General features: G+C 55.3%; 16 protein-coding genes. 5 read left to right on the forward strand and 11 right to left on the reverse strand.

Translation table 11 applies throughout. The annotated features are described in order from the left end of the window. Positions 1 to 72 precede the first annotated feature (72 nt). Positions 73 to 795 (forward strand): purine-nucleoside phosphorylase, encoded by a 723-nt coding sequence (gene deoD / locus L462_RS01300; protein ID WP_013095492.1) that lies wholly within the window; start codon positions 73 to 75, stop codon positions 793 to 795. Between the two features lie 46 nt (positions 796 to 841). On the opposite strand, the gene L462_RS01295 is transcribed toward deoD, so the two are convergent. From L462_RS01295 to L462_RS01255, 9 genes are all read right to left on the reverse strand, one after another. After that, positions 842 to 1543 carry a DUF1120 domain-containing protein gene (locus L462_RS01295; protein WP_014168530.1) on the reverse strand — a complete coding sequence of 234 codons (702 nt, stop codon included), beginning with the start codon at positions 1541 to 1543 and terminating at the stop codon, positions 842 to 844. A gap of 117 nt (positions 1544 to 1660) precedes the next feature. Further along, entirely contained in the window at positions 1661 to 2230 is a 570-nt protein-coding gene (locus L462_RS01290; protein ID WP_253782261.1) for a DUF1120 domain-containing protein, read from the reverse strand. Continuing rightward, positions 2227 to 4641 carry a fimbrial biogenesis usher protein gene (locus tag L462_RS01285; protein ID WP_032679586.1) on the reverse strand — a complete coding sequence of 805 codons (2415 nt, stop codon included), beginning with the start codon at positions 4639 to 4641 and terminating at the stop codon, positions 2227 to 2229. The genes L462_RS01290 and L462_RS01285 overlap by 4 nt, the downstream gene beginning before the upstream one ends. A gap of 15 nt (positions 4642 to 4656) precedes the next feature. After that, positions 4657 to 5361 carry a fimbria/pilus chaperone family protein gene (locus L462_RS01280; protein WP_047955022.1) on the reverse strand — a complete coding sequence of 235 codons (705 nt, stop codon included), beginning with the start codon at positions 5359 to 5361 and terminating at the stop codon, positions 4657 to 4659. Between the two features lie 71 nt (positions 5362 to 5432). After that, the gene (locus L462_RS01275) at positions 5433 to 6149 is read right to left on the reverse strand and encodes a DUF1120 domain-containing protein (protein WP_014168534.1); all 717 of its coding nucleotides are present in this window, start codon (positions 6147 to 6149) and stop codon (positions 5433 to 5435) included. Between the two features lie 252 nt (positions 6150 to 6401). After that, positions 6402 to 7112 carry a DUF1120 domain-containing protein gene (locus L462_RS01270; protein WP_032679588.1) on the reverse strand — a complete coding sequence of 237 codons (711 nt, stop codon included), beginning with the start codon at positions 7110 to 7112 and terminating at the stop codon, positions 6402 to 6404. Positions 7113 to 7382: 270 nt separating this feature from the next. After that, the gene (locus L462_RS01265; protein WP_032679589.1) at positions 7383 to 8075 is read right to left on the reverse strand and encodes a DUF1120 domain-containing protein; all 693 of its coding nucleotides are present in this window, start codon (positions 8073 to 8075) and stop codon (positions 7383 to 7385) included. A 409-nt stretch (positions 8076 to 8484) separates the two neighbouring features. Next, positions 8485 to 9501 carry a lipoate--protein ligase LplA gene (gene lplA, locus L462_RS01260; RefSeq protein ID WP_032679590.1) on the reverse strand — a complete coding sequence of 339 codons (1017 nt, stop codon included), beginning with the start codon at positions 9499 to 9501 and terminating at the stop codon, positions 8485 to 8487. 39 nt (positions 9502 to 9540) lie between these two features. Further along, entirely contained in the window at positions 9541 to 10185 is a 645-nt protein-coding gene (locus tag L462_RS01255) for a YtjB family periplasmic protein (protein ID WP_020885273.1), read from the reverse strand. Between the two features lie 117 nt (positions 10186 to 10302). On the opposite strand from L462_RS01255, the gene serB reads away from it, so the two are divergent. From serB to nadR, 3 genes are read left to right on the forward strand one after another with little or no spacing between them, the layout of a single operon-like run. Beyond that, positions 10303 to 11271: a phosphoserine phosphatase gene (serB, locus tag L462_RS01250; RefSeq protein WP_020885272.1), complete on the forward strand. Its 969-nt coding sequence runs from the start codon at positions 10303 to 10305 to the stop codon at positions 11269 to 11271. Positions 11272 to 11282: 11 nt separating this feature from the next. Then, positions 11283 to 12668, forward strand: coding sequence for a DNA repair protein RadA (gene radA, locus L462_RS01245; protein ID WP_032679591.1), 1386 nt, complete (start codon positions 11283 to 11285; stop codon positions 12666 to 12668). 35 nt (positions 12669 to 12703) lie between these two features. Further along, positions 12704 to 13936, forward strand: a complete 1233-nt coding sequence (nadR, locus tag L462_RS01240; RefSeq protein WP_014168543.1) for a multifunctional transcriptional regulator/nicotinamide-nucleotide adenylyltransferase/ribosylnicotinamide kinase NadR — start codon at positions 12704 to 12706, stop codon at positions 13934 to 13936. Between the two features lie 59 nt (positions 13937 to 13995). On the opposite strand, the gene L462_RS01235 is transcribed toward nadR, so the two are convergent. Continuing rightward, positions 13996 to 14997: a zinc-binding alcohol dehydrogenase family protein gene (locus L462_RS01235; protein WP_032679592.1), complete on the reverse strand. Its 1002-nt coding sequence runs from the start codon at positions 14995 to 14997 to the stop codon at positions 13996 to 13998. Positions 14998 to 15105: 108 nt separating this feature from the next. On the opposite strand from L462_RS01235, the gene L462_RS01230 reads away from it, so the two are divergent. Beyond that, positions 15106 to 16005, forward strand: a complete 900-nt coding sequence (locus L462_RS01230; RefSeq protein ID WP_025205491.1) for a LysR family transcriptional regulator — start codon at positions 15106 to 15108, stop codon at positions 16003 to 16005. Positions 16006 to 16072: 67 nt separating this feature from the next. Here L462_RS01230 and ettA read toward each other — a convergent pair whose 3' ends face one another. Continuing rightward, positions 16073 to 17740: an energy-dependent translational throttle protein EttA gene (ettA, locus tag L462_RS01225; RefSeq protein WP_014168546.1), complete on the reverse strand. Its 1668-nt coding sequence runs from the start codon at positions 17738 to 17740 to the stop codon at positions 16073 to 16075. Positions 17741 to 17789: the final 49 nt, after the last annotated feature.

Raw genomic sequence — 17789 nt, forward strand, 5'->3', positions numbered from 1 at the left:
AGAGGGAGAACACCATGCAGGCCGGGCAGGCGCCGCCGCCACCCGGCAAAAACACGATAAAAGGAACTGAAGATGGCAACTCCTCACATTAATGCCGAAATGGGTGATTTCGCTGACGTCGTATTGATGCCGGGCGACCCGCTGCGCGCGAAGCACATTGCAGAAACTTTCCTCGAAGACGTGCGTGAAGTGAACAACGTTCGCGGCATGCTGGGCTTCACCGGTACGTACAAAGGCCGCAAAATCTCCGTGATGGGTCACGGTATGGGTATCCCATCCTGCTCCATCTACACCAAAGAGCTGATCACCGATTTCGGCGTGAAGAAAATCATTCGCGTAGGCTCCTGCGGTGCAGTACGTATGGACGTTAAGCTGCGTGATGTGGTTATCGGCATGGGCGCGTGCACGGACTCTAAAGTTAACCGTATGCGTTTCAAAGACCACGACTTTGCCGCCATCGCTGACTTCGGCATGGTGCGTAACGCGGTTGACGCCGCAAAAGCGCTGGGCGTAGACGCACGCGTGGGTAACCTGTTCTCTGCTGACCTGTTCTATGCACCAGACGGCGGCGAGATGTTCGACGTGATGGAAAAGTACGGCATCCTGGGTGTGGAAATGGAAGCGGCTGGGATCTACGGTGTTGCGGCTGAGTTTGGCGCGAAAGCACTGACCATCTGCACCGTGTCTGACCATATCCGTACGCACGAGCAGACGACCGCTGCTGAGCGTCAGACCACCTTCAACGACATGATCAAAATCGCGCTGGAATCCGTTCTGCTGGGCGACAAAGAGTAATGTTGTACTGCCGGGCGGCGTTCGCTGCCCGGCATGCTCTTCCCGGTTACAAATACACCACGCTGATGGTCGCCTGACCGTCAAACTCCGTATCTTCCGTTAAAGACAGATTCTTCAGATTCTCGACCGCCAGCGACACGTTCAGCGGGAAAGAGACGCTGGTGACCGCCATCGGGTCGTTTTTGCCCGCCGGTGCAACGCTCATCAGACCCAAATCTTTATTGGCGATGGTACCACCGTTGGCTTTCTGCCAGCGGCTCACGCCCGCTCCCGCGGTCACGGCCGTACGGATAGGCTCAGCGTTATTGCCGTTCGCCGTCACATCGCCTGGCGTGGTGTAAATGGAGTACGCGCCGATGTTTTTACCATCGTGCGTTTTGCCCAGCCCAAAGGTGTTCATCGCACCGCGAAGCTCACCGCCGTTAGCATTGGCGTTTTTCACCTTCAGGTTACTGCTGCCCGTGCTGGCGTTGGAATCGGTACGGTTATCCGCAATGCTCCAGCCCACCTTTGTTGGCGTTGGGCAGTTGATCGTCAGCATCACCCCTTTTTCGCCTAGCTGCGTAGCCTGGGTTTGCGATAAATCGCCAATATGAATCCTGCCAAAATCGATCACGCCATTATTGCTCAGCTCCGGTACACACGAGGCACCGGCAAGCGAGGCTTTGACTTTCAGCACGGCGGTATCGCCCGCGTGTGCGGATGTGGCCGCCAGGGCCAGCGCGACAACGAGTAAACATTTTTTCATTGTTAATCCTTAACATAAATAAAAAGCATGACATTGCGGGGTATTAACCCGTCAGTATTTGTAACGGTAGTGCTTTTCTACGCTTCACGCAGGCAGGTACCTGACGCGTGAATGGGGTTATTCCTGTGTTAATAATTCCCAGGCCATATTGCTCTCAAGAAGGGTATTGTCAGCAACATGACGAAGCTGGCTGTTATTAATGACGGGAACAATCTTAAGGGTGAAGCTCATGTGTTTACCCCGCACCGGCGCGGCATTTTGCCGGGCAACGAGACCTTCATTATTTTTGATAAACGCGCGTTGCGTCGGGCTGGAGGAGGGCGTAAAACCGATACGGTCCGTCGTTTTCGCCAGCGTGCAGGCATGCCCGTCAACCACCATATTGTCGGCAATAATGGCCAGTCGCCCGTCCTGACCAAAGAGAACCCCCCCGTTGACGCCGGCAGTGGACTGCAGAAATAGCGCCATCACTCTCGGCTCCGGGCAGAAGACGTTGGCCGTAATTTCTTTGGCCGGCATCCGGTTCCAGTTCTTCTGCGAGGCGGCGATATCCGACGGTTTGAGTTTTCCAAACGAGACAACAGGATGCGAAAACGTAACCTGACACTCTTCACTGGACGCGCGTGCGGAGAAGAGCAAAATCATGCTGGCAAACGCCGCGAATAAAAGGGAATAACAGGTTTTCACTGGCACATTCCTTCTGCTTTTTCGTAATAGGACTCGGTATTTTTTTCTTCGCTGAGCGAATACGTGATGTGGCAAATTTTTGCCATGTTGTCGTCCACCACATACAGGGCGGGCGCATCCGTGGCGTCGGGAATAAACACGCTGCCGTTATCCATTACGCTCACGATATAACGGCTGTCTTTATCCACCACGCTAAGCCCTCTGGCGAGCCATGACCCGTCAGGGCGTTTCACGCTCAGCATTAGACGACGCGTGTTCAGCACGTGGAAATCCACCTGCGCGAATGAGCCGTAAGCTGCAGAAACGGTCTGTATCCCGTTCGATAAATCCATTCCCTGTGGCAAGGAGCTGGCATCAATGACAATCTGAGAGGTTTGCCACTCGCGTAGACCCGGCACCACGGCTTGCCCCCACGCATCGGTCCAGACGGTTCCATCGGGCGTGGTGATTTGAATACCGCTTTCCGGCTCGCTTAATCGCGCAATGCCAAAGGTGTCTTTAATCGGGTAGGGTGCAAACGTAATGCCATGACCATGCAGGGCGATGCCGCCGCTGAGGGAGGTGCTGTAATTATGCTGGTTCCCGTCATTCAGCCCTGCGGCCATGCCCAGCTGTGCGTAGTGCAGGTTGGTGCTGACATTGCCGTTAAACGACTGGGTCTTGTCCTGATTGTCGCGATCGACCGAGAGGTTGTAATTGGTGTTCTGACCCCACGATCCGCTGTCCTGAATACCGAGGTTTTGTTTTTCACCCTGGCTGCGCATATAGGTACTGATGCGCTCAGTGCCAAACGGAATGACCAGATTAAGATAGAGCAGGTCGCCATCACTTGTGCCGCCCTTCTCCGTCTCACTGCTGCTGAGGGCGTGCTGCCAGTTCACTGAGAGCGACGTGTGCCCCAGACTCTTGCCCCAGGAGACCATCAGGTAGCGGGAGCTACTGCTCTCTTCATCGCCGGCATTCTCGCTGTACTGGAAAGAAAGCGAGCCAACCCATGCATTGTTCCAGTTGAGGCTGGTATTCCAGGCGCTTTGATAGCGCTGGGATTCAGCGTCCATCGCCTCGTTTAACTCCCGGTAGCCGGTGCTGTAGGTTGATGCGCTGACCCCAAGCGTGAGTTGCTCGGGTAGGGAAAGGTGACTTTGCAATTCTATCTTGCGGCCATTTTGTTGACCGTAGAACTGCGCGCGGCTCATCTGAACGCTGGGAGAAAGGAGCCAGTACTCGGCTGGCGACCATTCCAGCATCGCCCCGAGGGCCTGATACTGCTCTGCCAGCACGCCCGCCGTGACGCCGGTGAGCTGAGGCGTAAACCGGGTTCCGTCAGAAAAATTAAATACCCAGGGCGACCCTTGTTCATCCCCGGTATCGCGAACTTTACCCAAAGAGACGCTGAGCCCTTCGGTGCGCGTCATCCCGCTCACGTTCAGTGAGGAGGAGGGAACCGTAAACGTCGTGGTGGAACCGTCGGTTTCGACCACGCTGATGTCCAGATCCACGTTGCCACGCACCACCGGGACATCGGTCAGAGTAAACGGACCGGCATTCACCAGCGAAGAGTAGATAACCTGCCCGGACTGACGAACGTCAACGCGCGCCTGGTTGGTGCGGGCGATGCCGGAAATGGTCGTCGCCGGAATATTCGGTTGCAGGCCCGTTTCCGGCAGGAACTGAACGCCATTAATTTGTGCGCCACTGAACAGCGCCGAGTTGACGTTAATCTGCCCCGCCTGAATGCGAAGTTTCCGTTCTTCGAAGACGTGTTCCGCGTAGGTATAGAGATTCTCTGTGCTGCGGGTTCCGTTATCGTCGGTCAGGATAAAGTTGCTGCGCAGCGTCCAGTTCGCCACGTTGAGACCGGCGCCAATATTGCCCTGGGAAAAGGTACTGTTTCCGCCGCTGCCGTACTCGTTGTAGTTGCTGAACGCACTGTAATTGATAAGGCCCGCCGCACCGCCGTGCGCGTAGTATTTCGCGGCATAAAAACCATTGTCCATCGCCTCTGCGGGAACATAAATCTCAAGCGACTCCGCGTTGGGCAGCAGCGTGACGGTGGCCGTCGGGTAATCTTGCAGAAGATTATGGCAGGGCTCTTTTGCATTGATATTCAGCGGAAGAAGACCTGCCGCACGGGTAAAGTCATCATCCAGACACAGTTGCCCTTCCTCTCCCACGCGGATCGCAAGCGTGCCTTTATCGACGCCGTTAATTTTTACCTGCACGGCATGCGGCCCCGGCAGGTATCGCTGGGCCTGGGAGAAGTAATGGGCGAGGTTGGTGCTGATACCGCGGGTCGCCAGAATATCGGTATTAAAATCCATACCGGCCGCCGATACCGACTGGGCGGGCAACGTCAAAGCCCCCAGTATGGCGGCGCGAAGCGTCTGATTACGCAAAGAGAACTCAATCACCAAAACATCCCTGTCTTACTGGCGCGTCAGGGAAGCGGTAAAGCTCTCAACTTCAATCCCGTAGCGGCTGGCCGGATTGAACTCAATGGCGTTATCGGTGCCATTAACCGGGGTGTCGGTCTGCACCGTCATGGTCTCTCCCGGCAGGATAAACGTCTTGTTGACCAGACCTTCCGTATGCGAAGGCAGTAAGGTGACAGAGGTGGAGAAACGGACCACGTAGGCGGACGGATTCTGCACCTTGATCTCTTTCCCGGTGACTGACCAGGTCAGTAATTTCCAGGCGTCGGTGACCACCGGCAGATCTTTGGGATGGATCAGGACCGGTAAATCCTGACGCAGGTTGATCCCGACCTTCACGTTTTTATCCGCGCTCTTGGGCGGAATACCTTCGAACACCACGCGTTTGTACTGTTCAACGCTAAGCGGTTTGTCGGTTTCAAGAATAAAGCGAACCTGTTGCTCCTGGCCTGGCTCGAGGCGCACCACCGGCTGGGTGACGTTGAGTTTTACCCCCTGGTCGCCCCCGATATCCCGGATGGAGGTGTAAAGCAGGGTGGGAATGCTGTCGGTGTTTTTCACGCTCATGACGCCGCCGTGGTTCGCTTCGTCAATCAGCAGCAGGGTGGTTTCAGGCACCATTCCGGCGGCAAAAAGCGAAGCCGGAAGGGCGAGGCACAGTGAGCAGATCAAACGTGTTGATGTGTGGATCGTAGACATAGTGGGTTTCATTCGCTGGTCAGGAAAAAAACTCCCCATGTAACTGGAGAGTTTTGCGTCAGGGGGCTGGATTAGAGGTAAACCAGGGTGATCGTTGACTGGCCTTCAAGCTCGGTTTTGTCGGTCAGGGTCAGCTTGTCGCTTGGGGCTACGGCCAGCGCAATCTTCAGCGGGAATGCCGCGCTCATGAAGGCTAAAGGTGCACGCTGGCCGCTTTTGGAAACGGTCATGACGTCGGTGCCATCGTTGGAGAGGATGCCGCTGGTCCACATGTTCATCCAGCTTCTGCTGCTGATCGTGCCGCCGGTATACAGGGTAGCCGCGATAGGCTGTACCGCCGCGCCGTCTGCGGTAACGGAGGTCAGGTAGGTAGAAATGGCATACGCACCGATGTTCTCGCCGGCGCTGGTTTTACCTACGCCGTTCAGTTGGCTGGAGCCAGATGCCTGGCCACCGTTTGCGGTAGCGTTATCCACGTGGAACTGGTTAGCTGGCAGGCTGGCACCGGCGTTGGAGTCCGCGCGATCGTCGTGAAGCGTCCAGCCCACGCGTGTGGCGGACTGGCACTTGATGGTCAGGGTGACATCTTTATGGCCTGCCTGATATGGCACGCTGGAGGAGAGGGAGTCCAGACCGATTTCACCGAAGTTGGCCAGACCCCCGTTGCTGATTTCCGGCACGCAGCCTGCGCTGGTCAGTGAGCCCTGTACTTTGAGCATGGCGGTCGGTTCTGCGCAAACGGCTGTTGCCGCCATGGATAGCACGGTGGCAAGAAGAAGCTTTTTCATTGTTATTCCTTAACCTGAAAGAGAGTGACTAAAAAAGATATTTTTAGTCCGCAAAGTGCTTGCATGAATACACGTGTTAAATAACAAGCGCCGCTGATTCTATTAATGATTCACAGAATGCAATAATTAGATTTTCTAACGAGCACATTGAGATTTTATTAAGTCATTACAATCAGATATGAATGGATTTATATTCTGCTTTAAAACGGCGGAATATCTCCGCCGGAGAAAAGAAAACATGACCTTAACGTATCAGAGATAAACCAGCGTAATGGTGGTTTCGCCGCTCAGCTGAGCTTCATCGGTCGTGGTCAGGCGATCGGTATTCACAATGGCCATCGAGACTTTAAACGGGAAGACGACGTTGGTAATCGCCAGCGGAGAAGATTTGCCTGGGGTGGTCGCCGTCATAATTTCTGCGTTACCGTTGGCAATAATACCGGTACTCAGGTTACGCCACATGTATTCGCCATTGCTGTTGACGTACGCCGGGGCATAAATGGCCTGAGCCGGAAGACCATTGGCGGTAACTTCATTCACGCGCGTTGCGATGGCATACGCCCCAATCTTTTCGCCCGTCGCCGTGGTGCCAACGCCATAGGTCGTACCAGCGCCCCAGGCATCACCTCCGTTATCCGCCGCATCGCGGATGTAGAACTGGCTGGACGTCAGGTCATTTGCCGCATTGGTATCTTCTTTATTGTCCGCGATGCTCCAGGCCACTTTGGTCGCTGAAGGGCAGGTAATGGTTAACGACATGTCCTTTTGACCCATCTGATTCGTCTGGGTAGGCGAAAGTTGATCCAGGGCGATGGTGCCAAAATCGATTGAACCGCCATTGCTTAATTCAGGCGTACAGGACGCATTATTCATTTTGCCTTTCACCTTCATCACAACGGTAGAGTCGGCGAGCGCAGCGTGAGAAGCCACGGCAATCAGAGTGGCGAGAAGAAGTTTTTTCACTGTTATTCCTTAACCAAAAAGTGGACATTTTCTTGTGTGCGTGTAATTAACGTATTGATTCACAAGCGCGGGAATTCTATTAATGGTCAGAGTTATTTGTGAAATGAGAAATTCTACACTCGGTTGTGAGTTTAATTAAGGGCTGTAAATACAATCATGTATGTATTTACGTCTTGCGAATAATATGATGGATGCAGTATGAATAAAGAATAAAAAACGGCGAATTAAATTCGCCGTCAGAGATACGTTATCGCCTGAGCGATAATTTAATTAGAGGTATTTCAGCGTAATGGTCGCCTGACCATCCAGTTCGGTATCTTCGGTAATGGTCAGTCTGTCGGTATTTCTGATTGCCATGGAGACTTTCATTGGGAATACGGCCTGGGTAAAGGCCATCGGCACGAGTTCACCCGGTTTGGCGACGGACATGGTTTCGTAGTCATCCAGAACAAGACGACCCGTCGTATTTTTTTTCCATTTAGTCAGATTAGTGCCTCCCGCGGTAATCGCATCAGCAGGTGCGCCGTCTACCGTGACATATGGCAGGTTGGTATACACTGCCCATCCGCCAATCTTCTGACCCTCTTTGGTAAAACCTAAACCGCTTGTGTACTGAGGGCTGAATGTCGAGCTGCCATCAACGGCAGAATCATCGACTTCAATATAATGGCCGTCAGCCAGACTGTCTTTGCGGTTGTCGTACATTGTCCAGCCGACTTTGGTCGCAGAATTACAGGTAATTGTCATGGTGATATCACGCTGGCCGAGCTGGTTATCCTCAGTCGCGCTCAGTGAGCCCATTGATATTTTGCCATAATCTACTGCACCGCCGTTGCTCATTGTAGGAGTACATGACGCGTTGGTCAGTTTGCCTTGCACTTTCATGACGGCGGTGTTAGCCGCATGGGCTGCGGTCATGGACGTTGCCGCAGCGATGGCCGCGACAAGAAGAATTTTTTTCATTGTTGTTCCTTAACGAAGAGAAATTATAGAGCTGTCGACTAGTAATGTAATCAATAGGTTTTATATATGGGTGTAACCACGGGCAGTAGTATATTGTGGCTGCTCTAAATGGTGTATTTAGAATTTCTAAACGGGCAGTAATGAAAATATAAAAGCATAGATGGTGTGAATATTTTCACGCATTTTACGGGCATATTTCCGCTTTTTGTTGTTCAATTTATTATTGAAAGTTATTAGCGGTTTTCGTAAGGCCGGGAAGCATTCAATGCCCTTCCCGACGATAATATAATATTTTTTAATGAGATGGGGCAGGCTGGATCCCTGAAGCCTGCTAAAAAAATAAGAATAAGACGTTATCGCGTAAACAGGTTACACCACTCGCCCGGCGAAGCTCGCCGGGCAACATAGTTTAGCGTACCGCCTGCGAAAGCCAGGCAGAAAGCTCGCCCAACTCGATTGCCTGATCGGGGAACTCGCCATGTAACGCCTCACATGTCAACTGCACCGTGTCGGCCCGATACAAGCAGCCCTGTAAGCGGTTGGCCAGCGCCTCCAGCGGCGCAGGGTTCAGACTGTCCGTAAAGACCTGCGCCCGGGTAATGTGGCCTTTTTCCACGTCAAAATGAAGCTCCACGCCGCCCCAGGTGAAGCGCTCGTCCAGCAGGTGCGAGAAGGCCGGCGCCTGACCAAAGTTCCACTCCCAGCTGCTCTGACGGGCAAAGGTTTCAGCAAAGTTTGGCAGGTCAGGGGTGTTATCCGGGGAGATCACTTCGGCTTCGACCCGCTCGCCGTAGTGATCGAAAAACGCTTCGCGGATGGCATCGCAGATCTGTTCGTGGGTGATGCCCGGCAGTAATTCGATCAGGTTGGCGACGCGGCCACGCACGGAGGTGATACCTTTGGCCTGCAGCTTTTTCTTATCGGGATTAAGGTAATTCGCAAGACGGCTGAGGTCGGCATTCAGCAACAATGTCCCGTGATGGAATCCCCGGTCCAGGGTTTCACGGTAGGCGGAGCCGGAGACTTTGCGATCCCCGTCGGGGGTTTTGACGACCAGATCGTTGCGGCCTGACGCTTCGGCTGTCACGCCCAGCGATGTCAGGGCGTTAAGCACAATCGCGGTGGAAATGGTTTTATCGTATTCAGGTTTGCCCGCCATAAAGGTAAAGCAGGTATTGCCGAGGTCGTGAAATACCGCGCCGCCGCCGCTGCTGCGTCGCGCCAGGCGAACGTTATCCTCTTCCATACGCCGGGTATTACACTCTTTCCAGGGATTCTGCGCACGGCCAATCACCACCGTATCGGCGTTGCGCCATAAAAATAACACCCGTTGAGTGGCTGGCATCTGACGGAAGATGCACTCTTCTACCGCGAGATTGAACCAGGGATCGTGAGAGTCAGAGATAAGCAGGCGTAACGTCGTCATGGCAAAGTTCCTTTTCCGAATCGTAAGCCTACTTTATCACTATTCTTTCTTATCGCCCTCGTCCTCTTCGGGCACCGATTTACTGGCGGTCAGGAGGAAAGGCGATTGCTGCCAGCGGGTGCGTTTACCCTGCAGCAGCGTGCGTGCCAGCACCACACCGATGGCCAACGAGAGCAGCAGCATCAGGCGCAAAATATTGGTGGTGTTGTCCACCTGTTTTGCTTCGGTGGGCAGGGTGTGGGTGTCGAGCGTCAGGCGCAAATACCCGAGCGGACCATTTTTCCCCTGCACGGGTTCGACGATCTGCTGATTGAAATAGCCGCCGGCTTTTTTGCCGTCCAGCGCCAGCCTGTCACGGACGTCAACGTGCTCACCGGCACGGGCGATCAAGTCGCCCTGTTCGTCGTAGACACCGGCATCAAGAATACGGCTGTTTTCGGTTAACTGGCGTAATATCTGACCTATGCGCTTCTCGTCCGGCGTTTCGGTGCGCATCGCCGGGGCGATGTTGAGCGTGACCTGACGCGCCAGAGTTCGCGCCAGTTCCTCAAACTGCGGGTTACGTTGCCGCTGGTGATTCTGGCTGAACCACGATGCTCCTTGCATCAGCGCGACCAAGAGTGCGAGACATATCAGGACAATCACGGCACGATGAAGTCGGAATTTCAGTTTTGCGCGAGCCATATTCCACCTGCTGAAAATTTACGGCTTAATGTTGCCAGAAGTGATGGTTACAAGGTAGCCTCATGCGTTATTTTCCCTCTGGAACCTTCCGGCGCGAACGAATTCACAGGAGCTTCAATGCCGAACATTACCTGGTGCGACCTGCCTACGGATGTCTCTTTATGGCCAGGATTGCCGCTCTCTTTAAGTGGTGATGAGGTGATGCCTCTGGATTACCACGCTGGCCGTAGCGGCTGGCTGCTGTACGGACGCGGCCTGGACAAGCAACGCCTGACCCAATATCAAACCAAACTGGGTGCAGCGATGGTCATCGTGGCGGCCTGGTGCGTAGAGGATTATCAGGTCATCCGCCTGGCAGGTTCCCTGACGCAGCGCGCGACCCGCCTGGCGCATGATGCCGGCCTGGACGTGGCGCCTCTCGGCAAAATTCCACACCTGAAAACGCCGGGTCTGCTGGTGATGGACATGGATTCCACCGCCATCCAGATCGAGTGCATCGACGAGATCGCCAGGCTTGCCGGCAGCGGCGAGCTGGTGGCCGATGTGACCGAACGCGCGATGCGCGGCGAGTTGGATTTCACTGCCAGTCTGAGACAGCGTGTGGCAACCCTGAAAGGGGCGGACGCGAACATTCTGCGCCAGGTGCGTGATGAGCTGCCGTTAATGCCGGGGCTGACGCAGCTGGTGCTGAAGTTAGAAACGCTGGGCTGGAAAGTGGCTATCGCCTCGGGCGGGTTCACCTTCTTCGCCGACTACCTTCGCGACACGTTGCGCCTGACCACCGTGGTGGCGAATGAGCTGGAAATCATGGACGGAAAGCTGACCGGCCAGGTGATCGGCGATATCGTGGATGCCCAGTACAAAGCCAATACCCTGACCCGTCTGGCGGAAAAATATGAAATTCCTGTCGTCCAGACCGTTGCCATCGGTGATGGCGCGAACGACCTGCCGATGATCAAAGCGGCAGGCCTTGGCATTGCCTACCATGCCAAGCCTAAAGTGAATGAAAAGACGGAAGTCACCATCCGTCATGCTGACCTGATGGGGGTGTTCTGCATTCTCTCCGGCAGCGTGAATCAGAAATAACGAGGTAAACCGTGGCGAAAGCTCCAAAACGCGCATTTGTCTGTAATGAATGTGGTGCGGATTATCCGCGCTGGCAGGGGCAATGTAGCGCCTGTCATGCCTGGAACACCATCACCGAAGTGCGTGGTGTGGCGGCTTCGCCGAGCGTGGCCCGCAATGAACGCCTGAGCGGTTATGCCGGCAACGCCGGTGTCGCGAAAGTGCAAAAGCTCTCGGATATTAGCCTCGAAGAGCTGCCGCGTTTCTCGACCGGCTTCAACGAGTTTGACCGTGTGCTCGGCGGGGGAGTGGTGCCGGGCAGTGCGATCCTGATCGGCGGTAACCCGGGAGCGGGTAAATCAACACTGCTGTTGCAAACGCTCTGCAAGCTCGCCGAACAGATGAAAACCCTGTACGTCACCGGTGAAGAGTCCCTGCAGCAAGTGGCGATGCGTGCGCACCGTCTTGGCCTGCCAACCGGCAACCTCAACATGCTTTCGGAAACCAGCATCGAGCAAATCTGCATGATTGCCGAAGAAGAGCAGCCGAAGCTGATGGTTATCGACTCCATTCAGGTGATGCACATGGCGGATATCCAGTCTTCACCGGGGAGCGTGGCGCAGGTGCGTGAAACCGCTGCCTATCTCACGCGCTTTGCCAAAACGCGCGGTGTGGCGATTGTGATGGTCGGCCACGTCACGAAAGATGGCTCGCTGGCAGGGCCGAAAGTGCTGGAGCACTGTATCGACTGCTCCGTCATGCTCGACGGCGATGCCGATTCCCGTTTCCGTACGTTGCGCAGCCACAAAAACCGTTTTGGTGCGGTGAACGAGTTGGGCGTGTTTGCCATGACCGAGCAGGGGCTGCGTGAAGTCAGCAACCCGTCTGCCATCTTCCTCAGCCGGGGCGATGAAGTGACCTCCGGTAGCTCGGTGATGGTGCTCTGGGAAGGGACGCGTCCGCTGCTCGTGGAAATTCAGGCGCTGGTGGATCACTCAATGATGGGTAACCCACGGCGTGTGGCCGTTGGCCTGGAACAAAACCGCCTGGCGATCCTGTTGGCCGTACTGCACCGCCACGGCGGCCTGCAGATGGCGGATCAGGACGTGTTCGTCAACGTGGTCGGCGGGGTCAAAGTCACTGAGACCAGTGCGGATCTGGCGCTGCTGCTGGCAATGGTCTCCAGCCTGCGTGACAGACCGCTGCCGCAGGACCTGGTGGTGTTTGGTGAAGTGGGTCTGGCCGGGGAGATACGCCCGGTGCCAAGCGGCCAGGAGCGCATCTCCGAGGCGGCGAAGCACGGCTTTCGCCGCGCCATTGTGCCCGCCGCCAACGTGCCGAAAAAAATCCCGGAAGGGATGCAGGTCTTTGGCGTGAAAAAACTCGCAGATGCGTTAAATGTCTTTGACGACTTATAATTACGTATTCGATTTTGCAGGAGGCACCGTAATTTATGTCATCATTTGACTACATCAAGACCGCAATCCGCCAGAAAGGCTGCACGCTGCAGCAGGTGGCGGATGCCAGCGGCATGACCAAAGGCTACCTGAGCCAACTGCTGAACGCCAAAATCAAAAGCCCCAGCGCACAAAAGCTGGAAGCGTTGCACCGCTTTCTGGGGCTTGAATTCCCGCGTATGCAAAAGAACGTCGGCGTGGTATTTGGCAAGTTTTACCCGCTGCATACCGGGCACATCTATCTGATCCAGCGTGCCTGTAGCCAGGTGGACGAGCTGCATATCATCATGGGTTACGATGAAACCCGCGACCGTCAGCTGTTCGAGGACAGCGCCATGTCGCAGCAGCCGACCGTGCCGGACCGCCTGCGCTGGCTGCTGCAGACCTTTAAGTACCAGAAAAACATTCGTATTCATGCTTTTAATGAAGAGGGCATGGAGCCGTATCCGCACGGCTGGGATGTGTGGAGCAATGGCGTCAAAGCGTTCATGGACGAAAAAGGGATCACCCCGAACTGGATCTACACCTCTGAAGAGTCCGATGCGCCGCAGTTCCGCGAGCATCTGGGCATTGAAACCGTGCTGATCGATCCAAAGCGTACCTTTATGAACATCAGCGGGGCGCTGATCCGCGAAAACCCGTTCCGCTACTGGGATTACATCCCAACCGAGGTAAAACCGTTCTTTGTGCGCACCGTTGCGATTCTGGGCGGCGAGTCGAGCGGGAAATCGACGCTGGTCAACAAGCTGGCCAACATCTTTAACACCACCAGTGCGTGGGAGTACGGGCGTGATTACGTCTTCTCACATCTGGGCGGTGACGAGATGGCGTTGCAGTACTCCGACTACGACAAAATCGCGCTCGGTCATGCGCAGTACATTGATTTCGCGGTGAAATACGCCAATAAAGTGGCCTTCATTGATACCGATTTCGTCACCACCCAGGCGTTTTGCAAAAAATACGAGGGACGCGAGCATCCGTTTGTGCAGGCGCTGATAGACGAATACCGCTTTGACCTGGTGATTTTGCTCGAAAACAACACCCCGTGGGTTGCCGACGGGATCCGCAGCCTCGGCAGTTCCGTCGACAGAAAAGAGTTCCAGAGCATGCTCATCGACATGCTGCACGAAAATAACGTGGAGTTTGTGCATGTGGAGGAGTCAGATTACGACAGCCGTTTCCTGCGCTGCGTAGAGCTGGTGAAAGAGATGATGGGGGAGCAGGGGTAATTCCCCCCATCCTAACCCTCTCCTGAGGGAGAGGGCCGGTGTGAGGGGGAACACCCCCCTCAATACTCAACCACCACTTTGCCACGCATATGCCCGTCCAGCACTTTTCGGTGCGCTTCGGTGATGCTTTCGACGCTCAGCCCGTGTAGCGTTTCGCTCAGTGAGCTTTCCACCACGCCGTTATCCACCAGCTTCGCAACCTCGTTTAAGATCTCGCCCTGACGCGCCATGTCGGCGGTCTGGTACATGCTGCGGGTGTACATAAACTCCCAGTGCAGCGCGGCGGATTTGGATTTCAGCTTATCCTGGTTCAGCGGATGTGCGTTCTCAACGATGGAGCAGATATGCCCCTGCGGTGCGATCAGTTCACTGACGGCATCCCAGTGGCCGTCGGTATCATTGAGAATGAAAATGTAATCCACAAACGTCAGGCCCTGTTTAGCCAGTTCACCTTTCAGGTCCCGGTAATTCACCACGTGATCGGCACCGCGATCGCGACACCACTGAGCAGAATCTTCCCGCGAGGCGGTCGCGACGATCTTCACGTTGCTGCGATGTTTCGCAAACGGGATCGCCAGCGATCCTACGCCGCCCGCGCCGCCAATAATGAGCAGCGTTTTGTCCGGGCCGGCATCCTGGATATTCAGCCGTTCAAACAATCCTTCCCAGGCGGTGAGGGCGGTTAACGGCAAGGCTGCTGCGGCAGCCCAGCCGAGGCTTGCCGGCTTATGCCCGACAATGCGCGCATCGATCAGCTGATGGGTGGTATTGCTGCCCGGGCGGGTAATATCGCCCGCGTACCACACTTCATCCCCCGGTTTAAAACCGCTAACGCCTGCACCCACGGCTTTCACAATGCCGCTGGCGTCCCAGCCGAGAACGCGTGGTTCTGTCAGGCCGCTTCTGACGATGCCCGCGTGAACTTTGGTATCGACCGGGTTGATGGAAACGGCTTTTACCTCAACCAGCAGATCATGCTCGCCGGGTTGCGGCATCGGTTGGGTAATTTCAATGAAATCAGCAGGACTGTCTGGATTAACGGCAATGGCTTTAACTGACATGGTGAGCTCCTTTAGGGAAAGCGTGTTGTTGAGACTAGTCTATTAAGTGCTCAGTCGCGTGATAAGATGGACAATTAAGAACGAAGTGTTCGTACAGGATGAACAATCATGTTTAAACAACTTCAGGATATGGCGCTGTTTGCGCTGGTGGCAGAGCTGGGCAGTTTTACCGCGGCGGCACAGAAAGCTGAGCTGCCGAAATCCAGCGTCAGTCAGCGAATCAGCCAGCTTGAGCAGCAGGTGGGGATCCGCTTGCTCAATCGTACTACGCGCAGGCTGAACCTGACGTTCGCCGGCGAGCACTATCTGGTTCACTGCCGCGAGATGCTGGCGGCAAGTGAACGGGCGGAGTACGCCATTCAGCGGCTGCGTGAAAACCCCAGCGGTCGGCTGCGCATCACCTGCCCGGCCGGGATCGGCGCGACGCTGCTGGCGCATTTGAATGCGGAGTTCCAGCTCCGCTATCCGGACGTTTCGCTTGACGTGTCCATTTCTGACGACGTGCTCGACCTGGTCGAGTCAGGTTTTGACGTGGCGCTGCGTACCGGTAAGCCGCAGGACTCCTCTCTGATTGGTCGTATGATCGGTCATTGCCCGCGTTATATGCTGGCCTCACCGACTTACCTGGCGCGCCGGGAGCCGCTGACGCATCCCCGGCAACTGGTGGATCACCGCTGTATTACCCACAAGGCATGGTCTGAATGGCTGCTGCAAAGCGAAAGTGAGGATTACCGTTATCTGCCGGATAACGCCCATCTGACGGATAATCTGGTGTATGCGCGCGAATGTGCCATCGCCGGCGCCGGGATCACGCTGCTTCCCGCTTTTTTGCTTGAGGATAAGGTTGAAAAGGGCGCGCTGGTGAAGGTGCTGCCGGAGTGGAACGTCGAGGGGAACGATTTGTGGCTGGCTTACCCGAGCCGCAAGCTGAACTCGCCGGCGCTGATGCGTTATATCGACTTTGCGATGCAGTGTGATGAGGTGAAGCGGTTTTACGTGGGTGGGTGAACGGTGCGTCACTCACAGGGTGTAGGAACAAACAAAAAAAACGGCAACTGACGTTGCCGTTTTACATTTATTTCGCGATACGTTTGTACTTAATACGTTTCGGCTCCAGCGCATCTGCGCCCAGCGTACGTTTCTTGTACTCTTCGTATTCGGTGAAGTTACCTTCGAAGAACTCCACTTTCCCTTCGTCCTGGTAGTCCAGGATGTGGGTTGCGATACGGTCAAGGAACCAACGGTCGTGCGAGATAACCATTGCACAGCCTGGGAACTCCAGCAGGGCGTTTTCCAGTGCGCGCAGGGTTTCAATGTCCAAGTCGTTGGTCGGTTCATCGAGCAGCAGCACGTTACCGCCAACCTGCAGCAGTTTGGCCAGGTGCAGACGACCACGTTCACCACCGGAGAGCTCGCCCACGCGTTTACCCTGGTCGGTGCCTTTGAAGTTAAAGCGGCCAACGTAAGCGCGGCTTGGCATTTCGGTGTTACCGATACGCATGATATCCAGGCCGCCGGAGACTTCTTCCCACACGGTTTTGCTGTTATCCATGGCGTCACGGAACTGGTCAACGGAAGCCAGTTTCACGGTTTCACCCAGAGTGATTGAACCACTGTCTGGCTGTTCCTGACCGGACATCATGCGGAACAGGGTGGATTTACCCGCGCCGTTCGGACCGATGATCCCCACGATGGCACCTTTCGGTACGGAGAAGGTCAGGTCGTCAATCAGCAGGCGATCGCCATAAGACTTACGCAGATTGGTGACTTCAACCACTTTATCCCCCAGACGTGCACCAGGCGGAATAAACAGTTCGTTGGTCTCGTTACGTTTCTGGTATTCGGTGTTGTTCAGCTCTTCAAAGCGTGCCAGACGGGCTTTGCCCTTAGACTGACGGCCTTTAGCGCCCTGACGAACCCACTCCAGCTCTTTCTCGATAGACTTACGACGCGCGGCTTCCTGAGAGGCTTCCTGCGCCAGACGCTGGTCTTTTTGCTCCAGCCAGGAGGAGTAGTTGCCTTCCCATGGAATGCCTTCACCACGGTCAAGCTCCAGGATCCAGCCTGCAACGTTGTCGAGGAAGTAACGGTCGTGGGTGATCGCCACAACGGTGCCTTCGAAATCGTGCAGGAAACGCTCCAGCCATGCCACGGATTCCGCATCCAGGTGGTTGGTCGGTTCGTCGAGCAGCAGCATGTCTGGCTTTTCCAGCAGCAGACGGCACAGCGCCACGCGGCGGCGTTCACCCCCGGAGAGGTTCGCGATTTTCGCATCCCAGTCTGGCAGACGCAGGGCGTCAGCGGCGCGCTCGAGCTGCACGTTCAGGTTGTGGCCGTCATGCGCCTGGATAATCTCTTCAAACTTGCCTTGCTGAGCGGCCAGTTTATCGAAGTCCGCATCCGGTTCAGCGTATTTGGCATACACTTCATCCAGACCTTTCAGTGCGTTAACGACGTCAGAAACCGCCTCTTCAACGGATTCACGAACGGTGTGTTCCGGGTTGAGTTGAGGCTCCTGCGGCAGGTAGCCAATTTTGATGCCAGGCTGCGGACGGGCTTCACCTTCGATGTCTGTATCGATGCCGGCCATGATGCGCAGCAGGGTGGACTTACCGGCACCGTTGAGACCCAGAACACCGATTTTTGCGCCCGGGAAGAAGCTCAGCGAGATATTTTTAAGAATATGACGTTTCGGCGGGACAACTTTGCCGACACGATGCATGGTATAAACGAATTGAGCCACGTTGGACTTCGCCTCTTTTATCGTGATGAGAAAGAATATCAGCCTCGAA

It is taken from the genome of Enterobacter sp. BIDMC 26, from assembly GCF_000534435.1.
GTDB classification, from domain to species: domain Bacteria; phylum Pseudomonadota; class Gammaproteobacteria; order Enterobacterales; family Enterobacteriaceae; genus Enterobacter; species Enterobacter ludwigii.

What these genes read in the sequence shown, in the direction of transcription:
- deoD (WP_013095492.1), top strand. Translation starts at nt 73, where the DNA reads ATGGCAACTCCTCACATTAATGCCGAAATGGGTGATTTCGCTGACGTC.
- L462_RS01295 (WP_014168530.1), bottom strand. Translation starts at nt 1,543, where the DNA reads ATGAAAAAATGTTTACTCGTTGTCGCGCTGGCCCTGGCGGCCACATCC.
- L462_RS01280 (WP_047955022.1), bottom strand. Translation starts at nt 5,361, where the DNA reads ATGTCTACGATCCACACATCAACACGTTTGATCTGCTCACTGTGCCTC.
- L462_RS01275 (WP_014168534.1), bottom strand. Translation starts at nt 6,149, where the DNA reads ATGAAAAAGCTTCTTCTTGCCACCGTGCTATCCATGGCGGCAACAGCC.
- L462_RS01265 (WP_032679589.1), bottom strand. Translation starts at nt 8,075, where the DNA reads ATGAAAAAAATTCTTCTTGTCGCGGCCATCGCTGCGGCAACGTCCATG.
- lplA (WP_032679590.1), bottom strand. Translation starts at nt 9,501, where the DNA reads ATGACGACGTTACGCCTGCTTATCTCTGACTCTCACGATCCCTGGTTC.
- L462_RS01255 (WP_020885273.1), bottom strand. Translation starts at nt 10,185, where the DNA reads ATGGCTCGCGCAAAACTGAAATTCCGACTTCATCGTGCCGTGATTGTC.
- serB (WP_020885272.1), top strand. Translation starts at nt 10,303, where the DNA reads ATGCCGAACATTACCTGGTGCGACCTGCCTACGGATGTCTCTTTATGG.
- nadR (WP_014168543.1), top strand. Translation starts at nt 12,704, where the DNA reads ATGTCATCATTTGACTACATCAAGACCGCAATCCGCCAGAAAGGCTGC.
- L462_RS01235 (WP_032679592.1), bottom strand. Translation starts at nt 14,997, where the DNA reads ATGTCAGTTAAAGCCATTGCCGTTAATCCAGACAGTCCTGCTGATTTC.
- L462_RS01230 (WP_025205491.1), top strand. Translation starts at nt 15,106, where the DNA reads ATGTTTAAACAACTTCAGGATATGGCGCTGTTTGCGCTGGTGGCAGAG.